This window comes from Lysinibacillus xylanilyticus (assembly GCF_001708185.1).
In the GTDB taxonomy this organism is placed as follows: domain Bacteria; phylum Bacillota; class Bacilli; order Bacillales_A; family Planococcaceae; genus Lysinibacillus; species Lysinibacillus xylanilyticus_A.
Genome location: NZ_MDDN01000009.1, coordinates 38,023 through 57,370, shown reverse-complemented (window position 1 = coordinate 57,370; position 19,348 = coordinate 38,023). Strand labels below are relative to the sequence as shown.

The window sequence follows — 19,348 nt, the reverse complement described above, 5'->3', positions numbered from 1 at the left end:
TAGTTTGAAAATAGGGGTGACTTATGTATTACAGAATAATCCGTAATGATATGTCGAACAGTAAATTGATAACGTTGACAACAACGATATTTGTCGCTGTGGCGGCTATGCTTGTTTCATTATCAGCGATACTTATCGTCAATCTTTCAGGTGCAATCGATACACTGATGAATCAGGCGAAAACTCCGCATTTTATGCAAATGCATTCGGGTAATCTTGATACTGCACGGCTTACGAATTTCGCAGAGCAGAACAGCAATGTCGATGAATTTCAAGTGCTAGAGTTTCTCAATATGGACGGTGCGCAACTTATTTTAGGTGAGCGTTCACTTGCGAATAATGTTCAAGATAACGGGTTCAGCATACAGAGTGAAAAATTTGATTATCTACTTGATCTTGACGGAAACATCATAAACGTATCCGATGGCGAGCTTTATGTGCCAATTAACTATATGAAGGAGAACAATTTACAGGTCGGTGACAAGGCAGTAATAGGAGGGAAGGAATTTACTGTTGCGGGATTTCTCCGAGATTCACAGATGAATTCCATGCTGTCCTCCTCCAAAAGATTTCTTGTCAGTGAAAATGATTTCGCTGAAATTAAAAGCCTCGGAAGTACGGAATATTTGATTGAGTTTAGATTAAAGGATTTGTCGGCACTCGGCGCATTTGAAACTGCCTATGCCTCCGCAGGACTTGAAGCGAATGGACCAACGATTACATATCCACTTTTCAAAACACTTAACGCACTTTCTGATGGAATGATGATTGCAGTCATACTTCTTGTCAGCGTACTTGTCGTTGCGATCGCATTTATGTGCATCCGCTTTACGCTGCTAGCGAAAATTGAAGATGACTACCGTGAAATTGGCGTTATGAAGGCAATAGGGCTACGTCTTTCCGACATTAAAAAGATTTATCTTGCGAAGTACACAGCTATTGCGGCGGGAGGAAGTATTCTTGGTTTTGCACTTTCGTTGTTGTTTAAAGACGTGCTTCTTAAAAATATACGGCTTTATATGGGGGAAAGTGAAAACGCTTCTTTTGCGTCGTTATTAGGAATAACTGGCGTATTGCTTGTATTCCTGGCGATGATTGCCTATGTAAACGGAGTGCTGAGACGTTTTAGAAAAATATCAGCTGCAGAGGCAATACGCTTTGGCACGTCACAGGAAAAAAACACAGGCGCAAAGAGTTTTTGCCTAAACAGAAATAAGCTGCTTAACACGAATGTTTTTCTCGGTATTAAAGATGTTCTAGCAAGGAAAAGACTTTACGCCACAATGCTTGCAGTGATTGTGATCTCAGTATTTATCATTATTGTTCCTCAGAATCTATACAACACGATTTCCTCAACAAGCTTCATTAAATATATGGGTATTGGAAACTACGATATACGCATTGATATACAGCAGACTGATCATATCTCTAAAAAAGGCGCTGAAGTTTTAAAGTCTATGAGCAGTGACAGTTCCATTTCGAAATATGCCATTCTTACAACAAAAACATTCAAAACAAAAACAGAAGACGGATTGGAGGAAAATATAAAAATTGAACTCGGCGACCATTCAATATTCCCTATCGAATATTCCGAGGGTAGGGCACCAACCGTAGAGGATGAAATTGCACTTTCGACTTTGAATGCCGATGAGATGGGCAAAAAGGTTGGTGATGTCATAACGATTGTGATGAAAGGGAAGGAGAGAGAGCTCACGGTAAGTGGCATTTATTCCGACATTACGAATGGTGGAAAAACCGCAAAGGCTGTTTTTACCGACAATTCGGCAGACATCATGTGGAGTGTTATTTGTGCGAGCCTTTCAAATCAATCTCTTGTCGATGAAAAAATTTCGGAATATACGGATAGATTTGCTTTTGCGAAGATTTCCAACATTGAACAATTTGTTACACAAACATTCGGCGCGACAATAAAATCGGTCGGCAAGGCTTCCATTGCCGCAATTGTCGTTGCGCTCGTGATAATAATACTGGTTACATTATTATTTATGAAGATGCTTGTCGCAAAAGACAGATATTCCATTGCCGTAATGAAAGCGTTAGGTTTTACAAACTCGGATATAACAGTGCAATATGGTTCGCGATCGGTATTCATTTTAATAATCGGAATCGTTATCGGTACGCTTCTGGCAAACACTCTTGGAGAGGGACTTGCGGGTGCAGTAATCACCTCGTTTGGGGCGTCGTCGTTTAAGTTTTCGGTCAATCTACTTTCGGCATATGTGCTTTGTCCACTCATGATGGTATGCTCGGTGCTTATCGCAACAATCATCGGCACATCGGGTGCAGGAAAAATAAAAATATCCGAAAATATAAAGGAGTAGCTTATGAAGAACATTATTATTGGAGAACATATTGTAAAATCTTTTGGCGAAGGTTATGAAAAGCACAATGTTCTCGACGGAGCGTCCGTTGAAATAAGCGAAGGTGAGTTTATTGCGGTAATGGGACCATCTGGCTCGGGAAAATCAACACTAATGTTTGCCCTAAGCGGCATGGATAGCGTTGATGGCGGAAAGATTGTTTTTGATGGTAGTGATTTATCGTTAGTGGGAGAGATTGAGCTTTCGGATATACGACGAACAAAAATGGGCTTCGTTTTTCAACAGCCAACTATGTTGAAAACCCTGAATATTCTTGATAATATTATTCTTCCTATAATGCGCGACAACAGAAAGAACGTTGCAAGAATTTCAGAAAAAGCACGAGTACTTATGAAGAGGGTAGGCATTGCGGAACTTGAACAACGCGATATTACACAAGTTTCGGGTGGACAGCTACAGCGTGCGGGTATCTGTCGAGCACTTTTGAATAGCCCGAAAATCATCTTCGGTGATGAGCCTACGGGTGCACTTAACTCCAAATCAGCACAGGAGATTATGGACATATTTTCCGAAATCAACGCAGACGGTACGGCGATTATGCTTGTCACTCACGACGCAAAGGTTGCAGCAAGGGCGGAGCGTATAATGTTTATGCGCGACGGAAAAATCGTCAGTGAGCTGAAGCTACCGAAATTTAATGGGACGGGTATAGATAGCAGAGTCGAAAAAGTAACGGAGAAAATGTGGGAAATAGGAATATGATTGGTTTGTCACTGTTACGATTTTTACAAATGACACTCAAAACTAGTGACTTTCTTGCAGCGATTTGTATTTGAGTTGAAATGTTACCAACCTTCATTTGGGGACATTTCTTTGCTTAATGTTGTAAATCCGCATAAATCTGGCGAGATCCCATATTGTTTATCCTCTTTATTAATTTCTCCAAGTCAAAATCGAAGTTTTTGGGGAGTACCCATACTGCCGTTGCTTGCCTCACCACATGGCCAACATCGCAGCATGAATAAAAGCCTCTAGAGCATTTCTAGATGTTCTTACTTGTTTAAAAGAGTTTAAAACTTTCTTCCAATATCATAAACTTATAAAAAATCAAAGGGATGGAGTTGTATAAATCCAATGAAAAAAATACTTATCACCATTGGTGTTATCATGGTAGTAGGAATTGCATTTTCAATCTTTCAATACAACAAATATAAAGAAAAATCAGTTACCGATATCCTAACCACTTTAGATTACAATGCAGTTGATTCTATAAGAGTAAAAGATGTAGATGACACAAAACTTGAATACACTTTTGAAAAAGAAGACAAAGACACTATCGTGCAAGCATTAAAGAATTTAAAATTACATCGCACTTCAAAAAAAGATTTACCATTTGATTCTGGATATTTGCTAACAACATCAACGAAAGATGATATTTATAACTTATATTTAAACGGCAACGGCAAAACAATCATTTTTACCACTAAAGATGAAGATGTAGGATATTACATTAACTACGAAATGAGTAATAGCGATTTCTACAAACTTATAGAAAGTTTGATAAAAAAAGAGAAAGATAATAAATAATAGAAATGCCCCCCTTTAAGTGTGAAGGTAAAAGAGGGGCATTTTTTAAATCATATTATTATTTATAAGACTTTTTGACAAGACCTTCACCTGCGATAAAAGTGAAATACGTTTTACCTGTCGGATTGTCATACAACTCGTAATAAGGCATTTCAACGTCAACCTTTTTCCACCCTTTAACTCTCATGTCTTCTCGTAAGATAATCATATAATCTGTACCATCTACAAGACGTGGTAGAATAGATGCCTTAAGTGTCGAAGTAAGAGAAAGAATAACTGAAGCGATACCAGCTGCTACACTAAATTTTGTAGCCACTGTAAATACTAATCCAAGGATACCTGCTACAGACGATAGACTTGCTTGTATTGCGTTTGAATCAGCATCCTCTTTGCGGATATGCTCTTTAGCTACTGTTTGTGCTGTAAACATTTTATCCAAATCATCTCGTGTTACTGTAATAACCTTTGTTAAATATCGATATTGTGTCATATTAATTTCCCCCGTTTGTTTTTATTTTTTATACAGTGTTAGCCAACACTATATAAAGAACTTTTCATCTTCTTTTTAACAACCACTTTTCGAAAAATAATTTAAATAAGTAAATGAACGTTAACCTCACCATGAGGCGCAACAAAAAGCACATCCTATCGTGGATGTGCTTTTTGTATTGAAACTTCCTATTGGATATTTTATTGGTTTCAAATCCTTCTGCATTTTAAAGTGCACTACTTTCAGTTCTTCAATACTCAGTTCCCAACAAATATAGCTACTTATTTTGCAAAAATAAGTAGCTATATATTTGTAAAGGTCGTAGGAATCTCCTACCAAGCCAAAACTCTAGTTTTGGAGTTTGCCCGGGCAAACCCGTTGCTTACCCTCCATTTTTTTCAGGGCAAACAGTTTGCCAAAAGACCATATTTTGGGAGTGAATTGTTTGTCCTTTGCGAAATTTTTTGTACCCATAAAAACACTAGGCTTTGACTAGTCCCACAACGAGGAGGTTAGCTTGAATGAGCCGCCTGTTTATTGAATGGACTAGTAACATTCCGAATGCTAGATCAAAGATTTTATAAAATGAACTTAATCAAGGAAGGGTCCTTTATGAAAAAGGATCTTCCTTTTTTTGCATTTAATACTTGCAAACTTAAAAGTCATAGTGTAATATTCAACTAGTACACTATAACACGAGGTGTTTGCATTGAAAAAATTGGCAGGGTTATTCAAAAAAGAATGGGTGCTTTTTAGGACATGGCTATTTGTTGCGATTTTTGCAGGAATTATGTTGTCATTGGTGCTTCCATATTTAATAAAGCGATTTGTTGATGGCTTGACAATGCCGGAAAATCAGCTATCTTTTGCACTCACAATGCTAGTGATTGTATTAGGCGGATTTTATTCGATATTACAATTTTTAGCTAGTATACGACACGATTTAAAGGTCAAAGAAATATGGCTACACTCCACTAGCTCGATTACACAGCTTGTGGGTGTAAAAGTTATTTTTTCACTATTTGGATATGCTATCTTCAATTTATTTTTTATTAGTATAGCCATGTACAATGTAAAAGATGAATTTGTAGCCAATTTTGGACAAATAGTATTATCACTAATACTTTCTGTAGGAATTTTAGTCATTTTCCAATGGATAATGTTTGTCATACTGCTACTATTTTTAGCATTTTATCTCCAAATGAAGCATTTTATAGGTCGCTTTGCCATTGTTATTATGATGGGTGCTTTTTTCTTCAGTATGAATTTATGGTATAAATTTACTGAAAGCCAGCTATATGCTTCTATTTTTCATCATATTGAAATTCCATTAGATTGGTTGGCACACTATTTACCAAAGGCAAAAGTATCGACTATTGAGATTATCTATAATCCGCTTTATGTTGTGGAGGAAGTAGTGATGATAATTTTGATCGTCATTCTATTTATCGTAGCGACGAAGTGGCTTGAAAAGGTGGTTTTACGATGACAATCGACTTTTCACGTGATAAGCCCATATATAGCCAACTTGTAGATCGGATATGTGGAGATATTTTGAAAGGCAATTTAGAGCTAGGGGATCGACTTCCTTCTGTTCGAGAATATGCAGTTGAAACAGGTGTTAATGTAAATACCGTACAACGCGTGTACAAGGAGTTAGAAGCCATGAATATAACGGAAACGAAACGAGGTCAAGGTACATTTATTACAACCAACGAAGAGCGGATTGTACTTTTACGAGAAGATATGAAAAACCAATTAGCTGAAAATTTTTTAACATCTATTGAAGCACTGGGATTTTCCAAGGAAGAGATGCTTGTCGTGTTAACAAAAAATCGTGAGGTGAAATAAATGTTACAGCTATCAAATGTTTCTTTTCGTTATATGAAAAAGCCGATTTTGCAAGATGTGTCTTTTTCCATTCCGGTTGGCCGAATCATTGGGCTTGTTGGAGAAAATGGCAGTGGCAAGTCGACACTTTTAAAAGTATTGGCAGGCTTATTACATCCATCTAGTGGTGAGGTCTTGCTAAATGGAACGCCTGTAACACGCAGAAATGCTGATCAGATTGCTTATTTACCAGATATTGATTTATTTTTTGATTTTTACACAGGTGAGCAGCTTTTTCAGCACTATGCCTCTCAATTCGAAGATTTTTCGTATGATAAGGCATGTATCGTTGCAGAGTTTTTAAACGTTGATAAAAATATGAAGCTACGGGAATTATCAAAGGGGAACCGTGGTCGGATGAAAATGGCCGCAACTCTTGGGCGAGAAGTACCCTTTTATTTAATGGATGAGCCATTTTCTGGTTTAGATCCAATTGTTCGTGAACAGCTTATTAAAGGCTTAATTCAATTTACAGATATTGAAAACCAAACAATATTGTTATCAACGCATGAGTTATATGAGGTAGAACCTATTTTAGATCAAATTATTTTACTGCAAAATGGTTCGATTATTGCACATGAGGAAGTAGAGACGATTCGAGATGTTACGAATAAAGATGCTGTGCAATGGATGAAAACTTATTATAAGAAAGGATGAAATTAATGACAACACAACCAATAGTTCAATTGCAAAATTTATCAAAAACCATTCGTGGTAAGCAATTAATTCAGCAACTGAATATCGATTTATATCCAGGTCAAATTACTGGATTTTTAGGACCAAATGGTGCCGGGAAAACGACGACAATTCGTATGATGACAGGGCTTATGCATCCAACAGAGGGGAAAGTCATTGTAGATGGCCTTTCCTTACAGGAGAATTATGAAGAAGCGATTAGTAAGATTGGCGTAATTGTAGAAAACCCGGAAATGTATAAATTTATGACGGGCTATAAAAACTTACTGCATTTTGCGCGTATGCATAAAAACGTCACAAAAGAGCGTATTGAAGAGGTAGTTAGACAGGTCGGTCTAGAGAAACGCATTCATGAAAAGGTATCGACGTATTCACTTGGGATGCGTCAGCGTTTAGGACTTGCTCAGGCACTACTTCATCGACCAAAATTTCTAATTTTAGATGAACCAACAAATGGTTTAGATCCAGCGGGCATTCGTGAGTTCCGTATGTATTTGCGTAAAATTGCGGCTGAGGATGGCGTATCTGTTTTTGTTTCTAGCCATTTATTATCCGAAATTGAGTTAATGTGTGATCGAGTAGCGGTTATACAAAATGGTAAACTCATCGATATTCGTGATATTAACATTGAAACTTCTTCATTTTATTATATTGAAGCTGCACCAAAAGATGATGTTGCCATTCATCTGCAAAAGTTCGATTATAACTTTACTGTAGAAAATAATGGTTTCGTGGTGGAAATAAAGAAAGAAGATATACCGAAACTGATTACGCAATTTGTGAACGCAGAAATCCAATTATTCGCCGTACAACCACATCAAAAAACGTTAGAGGATCAATTCTTAGAAATGACAGGAGGTGGCCAAATTGCTGAAGCTAATGCAAAATGAATGGATGAAATTGTGGCATAAAAAAGGAACTTGGGCAATGGTCGCACTATTAATCCTCGCTATTGTTGGTCCTGGTATTATTATGAAATACTATGAAACAAAGACTGCAGAGGATATAACGTGGCAGGAAAATGAACAACAGGTTATTAATAATTATAAAGACATGTTGAAGGGTGACAATGTTTCAGAAGTAGATAAAAAATACTTTGAAGAGCAAATTGCTATTTCTGAGTATCGATTAGCAAATGACGTGCCTTCTCAAACAGAGGGAAGCCTAGCAAGCTTTATGACATTTGCAAGTAATATGCTAACTTTAATCACATTGTTCACAGTGATTTTAGCAGCGAGTATCGTATCAAGTGAGTTTTCAACAGGCACGATTAAAATGTTGTTAACACGTCCTATGTCTCGGGCAAAAATATTAACTTCAAAATTACTGACAACTTTCATATTTGGGCTCTTTTTAATTGCTGTCAATGTAGTGGTTAGCGCTCTAGTAGGGTTCATATTATTTGGTGGTGCAACGGGCGTTGAGTTAGAGATGGTCAATGGTCAGGTAGTTGAAAAAGCAGTGTGGAATGATTTGGCATATCACTATTTACTTTCTGGCGGAGATTTCGTGATGTCGACATTATTTGCTTTCTTAGTGGGCTCAGTATTCCGTTCAAGCTCTTTAGCCATTGGTTTAACGATGTTCTTATCTTTTATGGGCGGAATGATTGTGATGTTCTTAAGCCGATATGAATTTGTTAAATATATTTGGATAACACATTCAAATTTAACACAGTATGAAAGTGGTAATTTAATGATAGAAGGTATTACAATGCCATTCTCTCTTACAATTCTCGCAATCTATGCAGTTTTATTCTTAGCAATAAGCTATCTGTCATTCATGAAACGTGATGTGACAGCATAAAAAAGACACGGTATGAAATCGACTTTCATACCGTGTTTTTCTAATTCTTAGATTCATTAAAGGCTACAAATGTTTAGCGATAATTTGCTGTAGCTTTGCTTGAATAGTTGGTAAGTCCTGTGTCGTAATCGTTGTTCTAACATTGCTTTCGTCCATATCTAAAGCTTCAGAGAAGAAGCTACCAATACCTCTTACTTTTCGATCAATTTGCATGAGTAATTCTACTGAATGATTAGTTTGAGATAAAAAGACGATTTCAAGCTCATCTAAATGTCCTCTAAATTGCCCAGTTGGCACAAATTCAAACTCTTGGATGAAGGGATAGTATCCACGGAATCGAGCTGGCGCCTGTTCACATTCAGCTTCGCGTAAACGGAATCCAAGTCCATTAATGGCATCGAGAATATGTGCTGCGAGGTCTGTAGGCTGGACACGAATATAATCTTTATCATGAGGGTCTACTGCGTTTTTAATATCAAGCCCTGTTTGAATCCAAACTTGTGTTTTGCCCGCTGTAATAGGTGTCTCAAATGGCAATGTTAAAGAAAAGGGAATTACTTTCTTTTCACCAGCAGCAATCACAAAAGGCTCCGTTACTTTAACTTTTTGTAGCGCTACGACTTCCGTATATTTATGGTCATTAGATTCTCGAATATAAGTAGTGTTCACCGATAAAAAAATGGTATCGATTTGCTGCTCAACATTCCCACCTTGCACAACGATTTCACCACGCATAACTTCTCCCGCCTGGTATGTAGACTTTTCTAGCATTGTATCGACTGTTGTCGAGCCAATCCCAATACTTGCAAGTGCTTTGTTAAAAAAAGACATTTGTATTCCTCCTATTAACTTTAATAATTATACATACGAAAATTTTTGGAAAAGGTTTCAAGGTGTAAAAAAGTTTCATCTTCATAACTAAAAACAAGAGAAGAATAGTTATCCGTCATCATAAAAAATACCGAAAAGGCACTAGAAGTAGATTCTTTCGACGTTTACAAGATGAATTATACAAGATATATATATATATTGAAAATTCAGAAAAACATTTATTTTTCGCAGGTTGAATATTATAATAGGCATATAATTGGTATAGACAACTATACCGAAGGGAGGCATAGATAAAACGTTGGTTACAGATGGTCAAGTCATTCAATGCGGCGATCCGTTATTACTAGTAGTCTTAGAGACTATTAAAGACAAAGTGCCTTCTATCATTACACCAGTTGTTTTCACAAGTTTAGTTGGACAAGAAGTAACACTTAACAAATCAGGTTTCCAACGAGCAGGTTCTACTAATATTATTTCGGTTAATAAATAGCAAACTGCCTAAAAAGAGGGGGAATAAAGAATTGAAATTGGAACGTTTTTCTTTAAAAGAAGATTTATACACACGTGCAGTAGATATTATAGTACAAGCTAAAAAAAGCGGTGCTACAACGTTCGGGCTTGCTACAGGTGGTACGATGGAACCGCTATATGCTAAAATCCGTGAAATCGATGTCGATTTTTCCAATTGTATTAGCTTTAATTTAGACGAATATGTTGGACTAGGTGCTAAACATGAACAAAGCTATGCATGTTATATGGATCAACATTTATTTCGCAATAAACCATTTAAAGAATCCTATTTACCGAATGGTTTAGCGGATCATCCAGCAGAGGAAGCGGTACGCTATGAATCTTTATTACAGCAGCATACATTAGATTTTCAATTGCTTGGCATCGGACAAAACGGTCATATCGGTTTCAATGAACCAGGAACGCCATTTGATTCTTTCACACATCTTGTGACGCTTGCACAATCAACTCGCCAAGCAAATGCACGCTTCTTTGAATCAATCGATGAAGTTCCAACCCAAGCATTGACGATGGGGATTCAATCCATTATGCGCGCAAAGTGTATTTTATTAATCGCTGTCGGAGAAGCAAAACGTGATGTATTAGAACGTGTGCTTGCGTCTGAGTATACTGAAGATGTACCAGCAAGTGTTTTATCGAAACATCCAAATGTTATTATTCTAACAGATTTGCAAGAAGAGGAGCATTCACACAAGTAGCTGTTAACTAAACGTTTTAGACGATGAGATAAGATAAAAAAGTAGTTAAAGATACAAGTAAATGTAGTGCTTCAACTACTTTTTTTGCTTAGATTTTCTGATATAAATAAACTAAATCGACAAACGAACGGTCAATGCTTTGTTGAAAAAGACATAAAAAGGTTTCAAGACGTAAATAGATTTCGATATAATGAATGAAAAACTAGAGAGGCCTATTTATGGAAACAGAATGGTTACGAACTTTTATTGTTGCTGCGAAAACAGAGAATTTTCGTGAGACGGCAGAGCAACGTTTTATTACGCAATCGACAGTATCGAAGCATATGCAGCATCTAGAAAAAGAACTTCAAACACCACTTTTTGAAAGACAGGGTAAGCACGTGAAATTAAATCGTATTGGTGCCCATTTTTTACAACAAGCAGAGAAAATGATTGCGACAATTGATGAAGGATTACAAAATACTGCGTCCTTTATGGATGGGTATACGTCTCAGTTAACAATTGGTGCTGCACCTCAAATCGCCAATTCCACATTACCAGTAATCATTCACGCATTTCAGCAGCAAAGACCTTCCATTCAAATCACAATCGAACTGTTAAAATCCAATGAAATCGGAGAAGCGGTATATGCAGGCGTAGTAGATATCGGTTTGTCAAAATTGACATCGACTCGAGACATTCTAGCAGTCCATCTCGCGCAGGAACCACTTCAATTAATTGCTCCGATGTCAAAAAGAGCGACAGATGCACTGACTCTTTTACAACAGGAAATTATTTTAACACATGAATACGCACCTTACTGGCAAGACATACAACAAGTATTGCAACAATTCCCAAGCTATAAAAGCATGCATATCAATCAAACAGAGGTCATCAAAAACTTCGTCAAACAAGGATTAGGTATCGCTTTTTTACCAAAGAGTGTGATCGAGGTGGAATTTCAGCAGCAATTGCTTCATAGCTATTCGGTACAGGAGTTTTCCCATATTGTATCGAACACTTATTTTTTATCAAAATATTTGTCATCGGATATTGAGGCCTTCTTAGCTGTTTGCCATTCCGTCTACAATGGGGCGGCTTTAGACTAGCGTGTCTAAATTTTTAATGAGCTTTTTTACTTAGACATCATTTGGTCAACGTTTTTCTTCAATCAACATTGTAAAGCAAATCTGCATCATTTATTCATATATTCCTTTTATAATAGATCAATCGGTGAGTTATACAATTAAAAATAGAAGGTGTTTCTAGATGTATAGTATGATGTCGAACATAAGTCAGTTTATAAGCGGACCTATTTCAATATTTTTAAATTCCTATGAACATTCTCCGTTCATTATGGCCATTCTACTTGGATTAATAGGCGCATTAGCACCTTGTCAGTTAACGGGGAATATAAGTGCTATCACTTTTTATGGGAATCGAGCAATTCAAATGAAAAGTAATTGGCAAGAAATTATGTTTTTTATACTGGGGAAAGTCGTGGTATTTAGTTTTATCGGCTTTTTCGCTTGGTTATTTGGTCAGTCCTTTGAAACGAAGATAACTAAGTATTTTCCTATTTTTCGCCAAGTAATTGGTCCGATTATGCTGATCACAGGACTCGTGTTGATTGGCATTTTAAAACTAAAATTCCTGAATCGAATTCCTTCGTTTATACCGTCCGTGTTAAAAGAGGGGAAACTTGGCTCCTTTCTGATGGGCGCTAGTTTTTCCATTGCCTTCTGTCCTACGATGTTTGTGTTATTTTTCGTGTGGTTAATGCCAACAGTCGCAACCTCTTCGTATGGTTTCGCTTTGCCAGCCATTTTTGGTTTAGCAACCTCTGTGCCACTTCTGGTAATGCTAGGGCTTATTCATTTATTTGATGCAAAAAGGCTCATTATGCGGACAAGCATGAAAATGGGGAGAGTGATTCAGATCGTTGCGGGTATTATTCTGATCATTTTAGGTATAACCGATACGATTACATACTGGGGATTGTACTGAAGAGGGAGGAGTTAAAAAACGCTGTCAAATTTGAATAGATTATCATAGAGCTCAAAATATAAATGTAGAAAGTGTGAAAAAAATGATGAGTGCAACATTATTATTTATCCTCGCAGGAATAGGCGAAATTGGAGGTGGCTATTTAATATGGCTTTGGTTAAGAGAAGGTAAACCATTTTATTGGGGGATTATAGGTGGTATTGCCTTAGCTTTATACGGGGTTGTCGCAACTTTTCAATCCTTCCCGACCTTTGGAAGGGTTTATGCAGCCTACGGAGGTGTCTTTATTGTTCTTTCTATTTTATGGGGTTGGGGAATAGACGGCAAAAAACCAGACGTCTTGGACTGGGTTGGAGCAGGCATTTGTTTAATTGGCGTGATGGTTATTTTATTACCTCGTTCATAGCAAGGGAAAAGGTTACCTTAAAGAAAGTAACCTTTTCCCTTATTATTTTTTTATAGTTTCACTTAATTGCAACAAATCGTAATCGCCTATAATCAGCAATCCATTGATTATCCTGATAAGACCTAGGCTTTAATAATTCTTCACATTTTGCATAGATCTGTTCTTTTTCAGCTTCTGATAAATGCTGGAGCATATTATTGCTGAACATCACTAGCCAATTACGTAGCCCATCGTCACCTTGAAGTGAGGTTGGGCGTTCATATAGCGTAATCATTTCAACCGTAAAACCAGCATCTTCTAATTTCGACTGGTATTCTTCTAAAGTAGGGAAGTACCATGGGAAATATTCCTCTATATAAGACAGATTTAATGCCTCCATACTTTTTTGTAGTGCCCATACAATAGAAGCGATATTACCGTATCCACCCATTTCAGCAACGAACCGGCCACCTTGTTTAAGTGCAGTGTAAATATTTTGAATGACTTGATCCGGCTGCTTCATCCAATGGAGTGCAGCGTTTGAGAAGACTGCATTAAATTGATTTGTCATATGAAGTGCGGCAGCATCCATTGTGTAAAACGTAATGTCTGGGTATTTTTTCTGTGCAGCGATAATCATGTCGTGGGAGGCATCTATCCCTTGCACATTGGCACCAAGTACTGCAATATCACGTGCTAAATCACCTGTGCCACAACCAACATCTAAAACTTCTTCATTTTCTTGAGGGGCAAGTAAGTCCACTAAGCTTCCTCCAAATTTTGAAACAAAGTCATGCTTTTGATCATATAAATTGGCATTCCATGTTGTTGTCATTTCTCTTCATCTCCTTTGTTTGAGCATAACAGAGAGTGTAGGTGAACAGAAATGCGGAAAATGATCAGTTTTGATTCCACATTGGAATATAGAAGGGGGCAGGCTATGTACGGTAGCGCCATGATCGTTTACCTGCATTAGCAAAAACGGCTCCTTCATTAAATAGTCAATTCGGTTTTAAGAAAAGTTACTATATCATTCCAATCTTCTATTGGAGCATTTTTTTCATATTTAAAAGTGCCAAAATTCACATTAGCATCTGGTTCATCTTCATAAAGTGAAAATTCTCGTATTAACTTGCCATTTTCTATTACTATTAGCTCTGCATTAAAATCCTCATCGTAGTATGCATAAGTAACAGAATGATCCATTGCAAGTTCCAGCCAAGATTCATTTGTTAAACCAAAGAACGCTTCTCCTTCTATGTCTACAAAATATGTCCAATCATCTTCATGTTCTGCAATATGTACTGATTGATCAATTTCCTCATCTATCCAATGGCAATATCTTTTTTTGGCTTCTTCTAACGGTAAATTCATTTTAAAACAACATGTTCTCATTTCTATTTAACACCTCTATGTAATGACGATTATTAATTGACAGTTTAACATGGAAGATACTCAACAAAAAAGGTAGCTGACGTTTTCATCAGCTACCAATCTTATTTTTCAAGCTTCGTTAATGTTTTACCACTCCAACCAAAGATGATTGTTAAAATTGGTCCGAGTAGACAGAAGAAGGTATATGGCAGGTAAGAAGTTGTTGGTATATCTAGTACACTAGCAATAAAAATACCACAAACACTCCACGGAACAAGAGGGTTAACTACAGTACCTGCGTCCTCCATGACACGAGATAGATTTTTAGGGGCAAGTCCAACCTTCTCAAATTGAGCTTTAAATGCTTCCCCAGTAAGAAGGATGGATAAATATTGCTCACCAATTAATGTGTTGACACCAATTCCTGTAATGGCAGCGCCTGTAATAACAGAGCCAGCACTTTTAAAGAAACCTTCCACCTTCGATAAAATACTTTGAATAATGCCGAGCGTAAATAATAGACCACCCATTGTTAATGCTAATAAAACTAAGGCAATTGTAAATAGCATACTGTTCATACCCCCACGTGTCAGTAATGCATCTACGTCTTTATTACCAGTATTAGAGACATAGCCATCAAAAAGCATTTTGAAGACATTCGACAGTGCAATCGGTTCTTGTATGTAGGCAATTCCAACACCAATAATTGAAACGACTGCAAGTGTAATTAGTGCGGGTGCTTTATAAAATGTCATAATAACAAGAACAACAATTGGTAATAATGTATACCAATGAACAAGCCCAGTTGACAGTAATCCCTCTTTAAATTGCTCAACTGTTTCAAATGAAGTATCTGCTCCTGTTGGCGATAAAATTGCATAAAGAACAAATGATATTAAGAAAGCTGGAATCGTTGTCCAACCCATATTTTTAATATGCTCGAAAAGGTCTACGCCAACTGTACCTGATGCAAGATTTGTTGTATCTGATAGCGGAGACATTTTATCTCCAAAGAAAGCTCCGGACACAATCGCACCGGCTGTTATAGCTAAAGAGATGTCCATTGCACCTGCAATCCCCATAAAAGCAACGCCCACAGTCGCAACTGTTGTTAATGAACTACCAACAGAAATACCAACGATACTACAAATCAAAAATACGATGGCAAAGAAAAAGCTTGGTGAAACCGTTAAGAAACCGTAGTAGATAAGCGTTGGGATTGTGCCACCCATAATCCAACTTGAAATTAAAATACCAATAAAGAAGAAAATAAAAACAGCTCCAAGACCAGCACTGGCACCTGCCACCATACCAGCTTCAAGCTCACGAAAAGGAACTTTTTTTAGTAATCCATAGGCAATTAAAAGTGAAATGACAAGTAAAATAGGTATATGGGGTGTCGCTTGTAAATACCCAATACTGAACGCCATCGTGGCAATAATTAATAATATAATGAAGCTTGCCTCGATAAATCGAGGGTTACTTTTTGCTTCAATTCGAAACATGCTAATCCTCCTAACAATCACTTCTTCGCTTCAATGCGGTGAAGCCCAAAAGTATTATAGCATGCACATAAATTTTGTCAATTGATTGAAAATTACGTCAGTTCAACTAGTATGGTCCCAAACTTTCTTGAAAACCGTATAAGTTGCAACTAGGAAGAGCATAACAAGCGTCAGAGGCTTTAAAATAGCTGGTGAAACAAGGTGTATGGTGTATGCACCAATGAACGAGTAAAAAAAAGAATTATTTTCGCAAACTTTTTAAAGTCAACCTTACCTGCAAGTAAAAATGTTAGCCACTTTTTGTCATAACACGAGAAATGGCAATAAGTAACAATGAAGACTCGACATATTTATGTAAAAATCGTTTACAATTCCTTAACATTTGTAACGGTGAAAAAATTGAAGAGAAAAAAGTTTTTTCAAGTATTTTTATTAAAATAAAAGGAAAAACGGTAATATTTAAAGAAAATATGGTGATTTTTATCGTTAGATTACCAACGTTTTCAACTTGGAAAAGTACTAAAAAATAAATGTGGCAATTTTTATATTACATTTTTGTAAATTCAACTCGTTTATGTTTAAAAAAATGTAGAATTGTGTAAAAGTTTTGTTATGATGATTGCAGAAATCCACTATATTCTTTCAACAGGAGGAACAATATGTTCAACTCAAACAAGCAAGATCCATTTTTTAAGGCGTTATTAAACATTTCTAAAAATGTTAATGAAGGCATTTACTATGCACATAATGCACGTATTCAAGATATAGATGCGCTGAAAGAAATCGCAGATACAATGAAACAATATGAAAAAAGTGGAGATAAATTGATTCATGAGCTGATCGTCATGCTGAATAAATCATTTATGACGCCTATCGAGCGCGAGGATATTTTAGCGCTTGCCAATAAATTAGATGATGTTATTGACGGCATGGAAGGCTGTATTGCTCACTTTGATATGTATAATTTAACTGAAGTGACAGAGCCGATGCGTCAATTCCTAACATATATTGCGAAAAGTACAGATGAAATGGTACAAGCAATGGAACTATTAAATAATAAAAAGCTTGTGGAAATGCGTAAACATGCGATTCAAATTAAAGATTATGAGCGTGAATGTGATGAAATTTTCCGTTCTTCAATGAAGCAATTATTTATCCAGGAAAAAGATCCAATGCGTATCATCGTGTTCAAAGATATTTACGAACAATTTGAAGATATTGCAGACTACTGTCAAACAGTAGCAAATACAATTGAAACAATAATTATGCGTAACGCGTAAGATGGAGTGTACGAAATGGATACGATATTACTAATAACAATATTAATCGTTATATTCGCACTTGTGTTCGATTTTATTAACGGTTTCCATGATACAGCCAACGCGATCGCAACTTCTGTATCAACAAGAGCTTTGAAGCCGCGAACAGCAGTATATATGGCAGCGGGTATGAACTTCATCGGGGCTATTACATTTGTTGGGGTAGCGAAAGCATTGACAAAGGATATTGTTGACCCATACAGCTTGAATGCTTTTGATGGAGATACTACAGGTTCTGTCGTTATTTTAGCGGCATTATTTTCAGCGATCACATGGAATTTAGTAACGTGGTACTTTGGAATTCCGTCTAGTTCATCGCATACATTGATTGGTTCTGTGGCAGGGGCGGCTATTGCAGCGGCAGGTTTTGACGCTTTGAACTACAGCGGCTTTATAAAAATCCTTCAAGCGCTTATCTTCTCACCATTACTTGCGTTTGCAGCTGGTTTCTTAATGATGTCTTTATTTAAAGTTATATTCAAGGATATGAATTTATATCGAACGAATAAAGGTTTCCGTACGATGCAAATTGGTACAGCAGCTTTACAATCATTTACTCACGGTACTAACGATGCGCAAAAGGCGATGGGGATTATTACGCTCGCTTTAATTGCAGGAGGCTTACATCAAGGTGACGATATTCCTTTCTGGGTACGTTTTGCAGCAGCATGTGCGATGGGTCTTGGTACATCAGTAGGTGGTTATAAAATCATCAAAACAGTTGGTGGTAAGATCATGAAAATTCGTCCAGTAAATGGGGTTGCAGCTGACCTTGCTTCTGCATCTATCATTTTTGGAGCGACATTAATTCACTTACCAGTTTCTACAACACATGTTATTTCTTCATCCATCATGGGGGTAGGAACAGCACATCGTGTTAAAGGTGTTAAATGGGGCATGGCACGAAAAATTGTGACAACATGGGTGATCACAATGCCAATTTCTGCAGTCATGGCAGGAGCTATTTATTACTTATTAAGTTTATTTTTCTAACATAATGAGAGGGAATGCACAATTTACGTGCATTCCCTTTTTTGATTTGATTAATTGATAGCGACGAGCAGAGTGACCGGAAGATAGGGCGAAGTGATGGAAAGGCTGAGCAGAACGAAAGAAGGCGACGGAAAGTTCAGGCAGAACGACGGAAAGAAAGGGCAGAAGCGACGGATAGCTTGAGCAGAACGACGGATAGAAAAGAAGGTGACGGAAAGAAAGGACAGAGTGACGGAAAGAAAACCCGAAGCGACGGATAGCTTGAGCAGAACGACGGATAGAAAAGAAGGCGACGGAAAGTTCAGGCAGAACGACGGAAAGAAAGGCCGAAGCGACGGATAGCTCGAACATATCGACGGATAGAAAAGAAGGCGACGGAAAGGCCAGGTAGAACGACGGAAAGAAAGGACCGAGTGACTGAAAGAAAACCCGAAGCGACGGATAGCTCGAGCAGAACGACGGATAGAAAAGAAGGCGACGGAAAGTTCAGGCAGAACGACGGAAAGAAATGCCGAAGCGACGGATAGCTTGAGCAGAACGACGGAAAGAAAAGAAAGCGACGGAAAGGCCAGGTAGAACGACGGAAAGAAAGGGCAGAGTGACGGAAAGAAAGGGCAGAGTGACGGAAAGAAAGGCTGAAGCGACGGATAGCTCGAACAGAACGATGGATAGAAAAGAAGGCGACGGAAAGTTCAGGCAGAACGACGGAAAGAAAGGACAGAGTGACGGAAAGAAAGGCCGAAGCGACGGATAGCTCGCCCTGCTCTCCGGATAGCTCGAGCAGAACGACGGAAAGGCCGCCCTGCTCGACGGATAGCCAGATTGAATCGACGGATAGCAAAATCTATGGTAATTATAAAGAAAGTGTAAAGTTCGGATAAAAAAACTTTTTGCATAGTAAGGTTAGTACAGGAG

At 37.5% G+C, this 19,348-nt stretch carries 21 protein-coding genes; 15 read left to right on the top strand and 6 right to left on the bottom strand.

Translation table 11 applies throughout. The features are described 5' to 3' along the window. The first annotated feature begins 23 nt into the window (after positions 1 to 23). The 3 genes from BFJ97_RS15850 to BFJ97_RS15840 all read left to right on the top strand — a co-directional run bounded on the left by BFJ97_RS15850 (position 24) and on the right by BFJ97_RS15840 (position 3,929). The gene (locus BFJ97_RS15850; RefSeq protein ID WP_068985625.1) at positions 24 to 2,342 is read left to right on the top strand and encodes an ABC transporter permease; all 2,319 of its coding nucleotides are present in this window, start codon (positions 24 to 26) and stop codon (positions 2,340 to 2,342) included. Positions 2,343 to 2,345: 3 nt separating this feature from the next. Further along, the gene (locus BFJ97_RS15845; protein WP_068985624.1) at positions 2,346 to 3,104 is read left to right on the top strand and encodes an ABC transporter ATP-binding protein; all 759 of its coding nucleotides are present in this window, start codon (positions 2,346 to 2,348) and stop codon (positions 3,102 to 3,104) included. A 372-nt stretch (positions 3,105 to 3,476) separates the two neighbouring features. Further along, positions 3,477 to 3,929 (top strand): hypothetical protein, encoded by a 453-nt coding sequence (locus BFJ97_RS15840; protein ID WP_068985623.1) that lies wholly within the window; start codon positions 3,477 to 3,479, stop codon positions 3,927 to 3,929. 58 nt (positions 3,930 to 3,987) lie between these two features. Here the strand turns inward: BFJ97_RS15840 and BFJ97_RS15835 are convergent, their stop codons facing one another. Beyond that, positions 3,988 to 4,419: a hypothetical protein gene (locus BFJ97_RS15835; RefSeq protein ID WP_068985622.1), complete on the bottom strand. Its 432-nt coding sequence runs from the start codon at positions 4,417 to 4,419 to the stop codon at positions 3,988 to 3,990. A 709-nt stretch (positions 4,420 to 5,128) separates the two neighbouring features. On the opposite strand from BFJ97_RS15835, the gene BFJ97_RS15830 reads away from it, so the two are divergent. From BFJ97_RS15830 to BFJ97_RS15810, 5 genes are read left to right on the top strand one after another with little or no spacing between them, the layout of a single operon-like run. Beyond that, positions 5,129 to 5,908, top strand: a complete 780-nt coding sequence (locus tag BFJ97_RS15830) for an ABC transporter ATP-binding protein (protein ID WP_068985621.1) — start codon at positions 5,129 to 5,131, stop codon at positions 5,906 to 5,908. Continuing rightward, positions 5,905 to 6,270, top strand: a complete 366-nt coding sequence (locus tag BFJ97_RS15825) for a GntR family transcriptional regulator (protein ID WP_068985620.1) — start codon at positions 5,905 to 5,907, stop codon at positions 6,268 to 6,270. The genes BFJ97_RS15830 and BFJ97_RS15825 overlap by 4 nt, the downstream gene beginning before the upstream one ends. Then, positions 6,271 to 6,966 carry an ABC transporter ATP-binding protein gene (locus BFJ97_RS15820; RefSeq protein WP_068985619.1) on the top strand — a complete coding sequence of 232 codons (696 nt, stop codon included), beginning with the start codon at positions 6,271 to 6,273 and terminating at the stop codon, positions 6,964 to 6,966. It begins immediately after the preceding gene. 5 nt (positions 6,967 to 6,971) lie between these two features. Beyond that, positions 6,972 to 7,895, top strand: coding sequence for an ABC transporter ATP-binding protein (locus tag BFJ97_RS15815; protein WP_068985618.1), 924 nt, complete (start codon positions 6,972 to 6,974; stop codon positions 7,893 to 7,895). Then, positions 7,873 to 8,811: an ABC transporter permease gene (locus tag BFJ97_RS15810; RefSeq protein WP_083227070.1), complete on the top strand. Its 939-nt coding sequence runs from the start codon at positions 7,873 to 7,875 to the stop codon at positions 8,809 to 8,811. The genes BFJ97_RS15815 and BFJ97_RS15810 overlap by 23 nt, the downstream gene beginning before the upstream one ends. A 63-nt stretch (positions 8,812 to 8,874) precedes the next feature. On the opposite strand, the gene BFJ97_RS15805 is transcribed toward BFJ97_RS15810, so the two are convergent. After that, a complete protein-coding gene (locus tag BFJ97_RS15805; protein ID WP_068985617.1) occupies positions 8,875 to 9,642 on the bottom strand; it encodes a sporulation protein in 768 nt (255 codons plus the stop codon). Positions 9,643 to 9,940: 298 nt separating this feature from the next. Between BFJ97_RS15805 and BFJ97_RS15800 the strand changes: the two genes are divergently transcribed. From BFJ97_RS15800 to BFJ97_RS15780, 5 genes are all read left to right on the top strand, one after another. Next, complete coding sequence (locus tag BFJ97_RS15800) at positions 9,941 to 10,132, top strand: hypothetical protein (RefSeq protein ID WP_068985616.1); 192 nt, start codon at positions 9,941 to 9,943, stop codon at positions 10,130 to 10,132. Between the two features lie 31 nt (positions 10,133 to 10,163). Continuing rightward, on the top strand, positions 10,164 to 10,871 hold the full coding sequence (locus BFJ97_RS15795) for a glucosamine-6-phosphate deaminase (protein WP_068985615.1): 708 nt from the start codon (positions 10,164 to 10,166) through the stop codon (positions 10,869 to 10,871). A gap of 218 nt (positions 10,872 to 11,089) precedes the next feature. After that, entirely contained in the window at positions 11,090 to 11,959 is an 870-nt protein-coding gene (locus BFJ97_RS15790; protein ID WP_068985614.1) for a LysR family transcriptional regulator, read from the top strand. Positions 11,960 to 12,119: 160 nt separating this feature from the next. Next, a complete protein-coding gene (locus tag BFJ97_RS15785) occupies positions 12,120 to 12,857 on the top strand; it encodes an urease accessory protein UreH domain-containing protein (protein ID WP_068985613.1) in 738 nt (245 codons plus the stop codon). Positions 12,858 to 12,942: 85 nt separating this feature from the next. After that, complete coding sequence (locus BFJ97_RS15780; protein WP_083227079.1) at positions 12,943 to 13,263, top strand: YnfA family protein; 321 nt, start codon at positions 12,943 to 12,945, stop codon at positions 13,261 to 13,263. A gap of 58 nt (positions 13,264 to 13,321) precedes the next feature. Here BFJ97_RS15780 and BFJ97_RS15775 read toward each other — a convergent pair whose 3' ends face one another. The 3 genes from BFJ97_RS15775 to nhaC all read right to left on the bottom strand — a co-directional run bounded on the left by BFJ97_RS15775 (position 13,322) and on the right by nhaC (position 16,121). Continuing rightward, positions 13,322 to 14,077 carry a class I SAM-dependent methyltransferase gene (locus BFJ97_RS15775; RefSeq protein WP_068985611.1) on the bottom strand — a complete coding sequence of 252 codons (756 nt, stop codon included), beginning with the start codon at positions 14,075 to 14,077 and terminating at the stop codon, positions 13,322 to 13,324. 158 nt (positions 14,078 to 14,235) lie between these two features. Beyond that, positions 14,236 to 14,637, bottom strand: coding sequence for a hypothetical protein (locus BFJ97_RS15770; RefSeq protein WP_068985610.1), 402 nt, complete (start codon positions 14,635 to 14,637; stop codon positions 14,236 to 14,238). Between the two features lie 101 nt (positions 14,638 to 14,738). After that, positions 14,739 to 16,121 (bottom strand): Na+/H+ antiporter NhaC, encoded by a 1,383-nt coding sequence (gene nhaC, locus BFJ97_RS15765; protein ID WP_068985609.1) that lies wholly within the window; start codon positions 16,119 to 16,121, stop codon positions 14,739 to 14,741. Between the two features lie 659 nt (positions 16,122 to 16,780). Between nhaC and BFJ97_RS15755 the strand changes: the two genes are divergently transcribed. Both BFJ97_RS15755 and BFJ97_RS15750 read left to right on the top strand, forming a co-directional pair. Continuing rightward, positions 16,781 to 17,401, top strand: coding sequence for a DUF47 domain-containing protein (locus BFJ97_RS15755; protein WP_068985607.1), 621 nt, complete (start codon positions 16,781 to 16,783; stop codon positions 17,399 to 17,401). Between the two features lie 15 nt (positions 17,402 to 17,416). Continuing rightward, positions 17,417 to 18,433, top strand: coding sequence for an inorganic phosphate transporter (locus BFJ97_RS15750; protein WP_068985606.1), 1,017 nt, complete (start codon positions 17,417 to 17,419; stop codon positions 18,431 to 18,433). 692 nt (positions 18,434 to 19,125) lie between these two features. Here the strand turns inward: BFJ97_RS15750 and BFJ97_RS24280 are convergent. After that, positions 19,126 to 19,329, bottom strand: a complete 204-nt coding sequence (locus tag BFJ97_RS24280; protein ID WP_139114466.1) for a hypothetical protein — start codon at positions 19,327 to 19,329, stop codon at positions 19,126 to 19,128. Positions 19,330 to 19,348: the final 19 nt, after the last annotated feature.

Bases quoted from the DNA above. Each gene is read 5' to 3' on its own strand.
- BFJ97_RS15820 (WP_068985619.1), top strand. From the start codon at position 6,271: ATGTTACAGCTATCAAATGTTTCTTTTCGTTATATGAAAAAGCCGATT.
- BFJ97_RS15850 (WP_068985625.1), top strand. From the start codon at position 24: ATGTATTACAGAATAATCCGTAATGATATGTCGAACAGTAAATTGATA.
- BFJ97_RS15785 (WP_068985613.1), top strand. From the start codon at position 12,120: ATGTATAGTATGATGTCGAACATAAGTCAGTTTATAAGCGGACCTATT.
- BFJ97_RS15750 (WP_068985606.1), top strand. From the start codon at position 17,417: ATGGATACGATATTACTAATAACAATATTAATCGTTATATTCGCACTT.
- BFJ97_RS15780 (WP_083227079.1), top strand. From the start codon at position 12,943: ATGAGTGCAACATTATTATTTATCCTCGCAGGAATAGGCGAAATTGGA.
- BFJ97_RS15790 (WP_068985614.1), top strand. From the start codon at position 11,090: ATGGAAACAGAATGGTTACGAACTTTTATTGTTGCTGCGAAAACAGAG.
- BFJ97_RS15755 (WP_068985607.1), top strand. From the start codon at position 16,781: ATGTTCAACTCAAACAAGCAAGATCCATTTTTTAAGGCGTTATTAAAC.
- BFJ97_RS15835 (WP_068985622.1), bottom strand. From the start codon at position 4,419: ATGACACAATATCGATATTTAACAAAGGTTATTACAGTAACACGAGAT.
- BFJ97_RS15845 (WP_068985624.1), top strand. From the start codon at position 2,346: ATGAAGAACATTATTATTGGAGAACATATTGTAAAATCTTTTGGCGAA.
- BFJ97_RS24280 (WP_139114466.1), bottom strand. From the start codon at position 19,329: ATGCAAAAAGTTTTTTTATCCGAACTTTACACTTTCTTTATAATTACC.
- BFJ97_RS15775 (WP_068985611.1), bottom strand. From the start codon at position 14,077: ATGACAACAACATGGAATGCCAATTTATATGATCAAAAGCATGACTTT.
- nhaC (WP_068985609.1), bottom strand. From the start codon at position 16,121: ATGTTTCGAATTGAAGCAAAAAGTAACCCTCGATTTATCGAGGCAAGC.
- BFJ97_RS15825 (WP_068985620.1), top strand. From the start codon at position 5,905: ATGACAATCGACTTTTCACGTGATAAGCCCATATATAGCCAACTTGTA.
- BFJ97_RS15805 (WP_068985617.1), bottom strand. From the start codon at position 9,642: ATGTCTTTTTTTAACAAAGCACTTGCAAGTATTGGGATTGGCTCGACA.
- BFJ97_RS15770 (WP_068985610.1), bottom strand. From the start codon at position 14,637: ATGAGAACATGTTGTTTTAAAATGAATTTACCGTTAGAAGAAGCCAAA.
- BFJ97_RS15815 (WP_068985618.1), top strand. From the start codon at position 6,972: ATGACAACACAACCAATAGTTCAATTGCAAAATTTATCAAAAACCATT.
- BFJ97_RS15840 (WP_068985623.1), top strand. From the start codon at position 3,477: ATGAAAAAAATACTTATCACCATTGGTGTTATCATGGTAGTAGGAATT.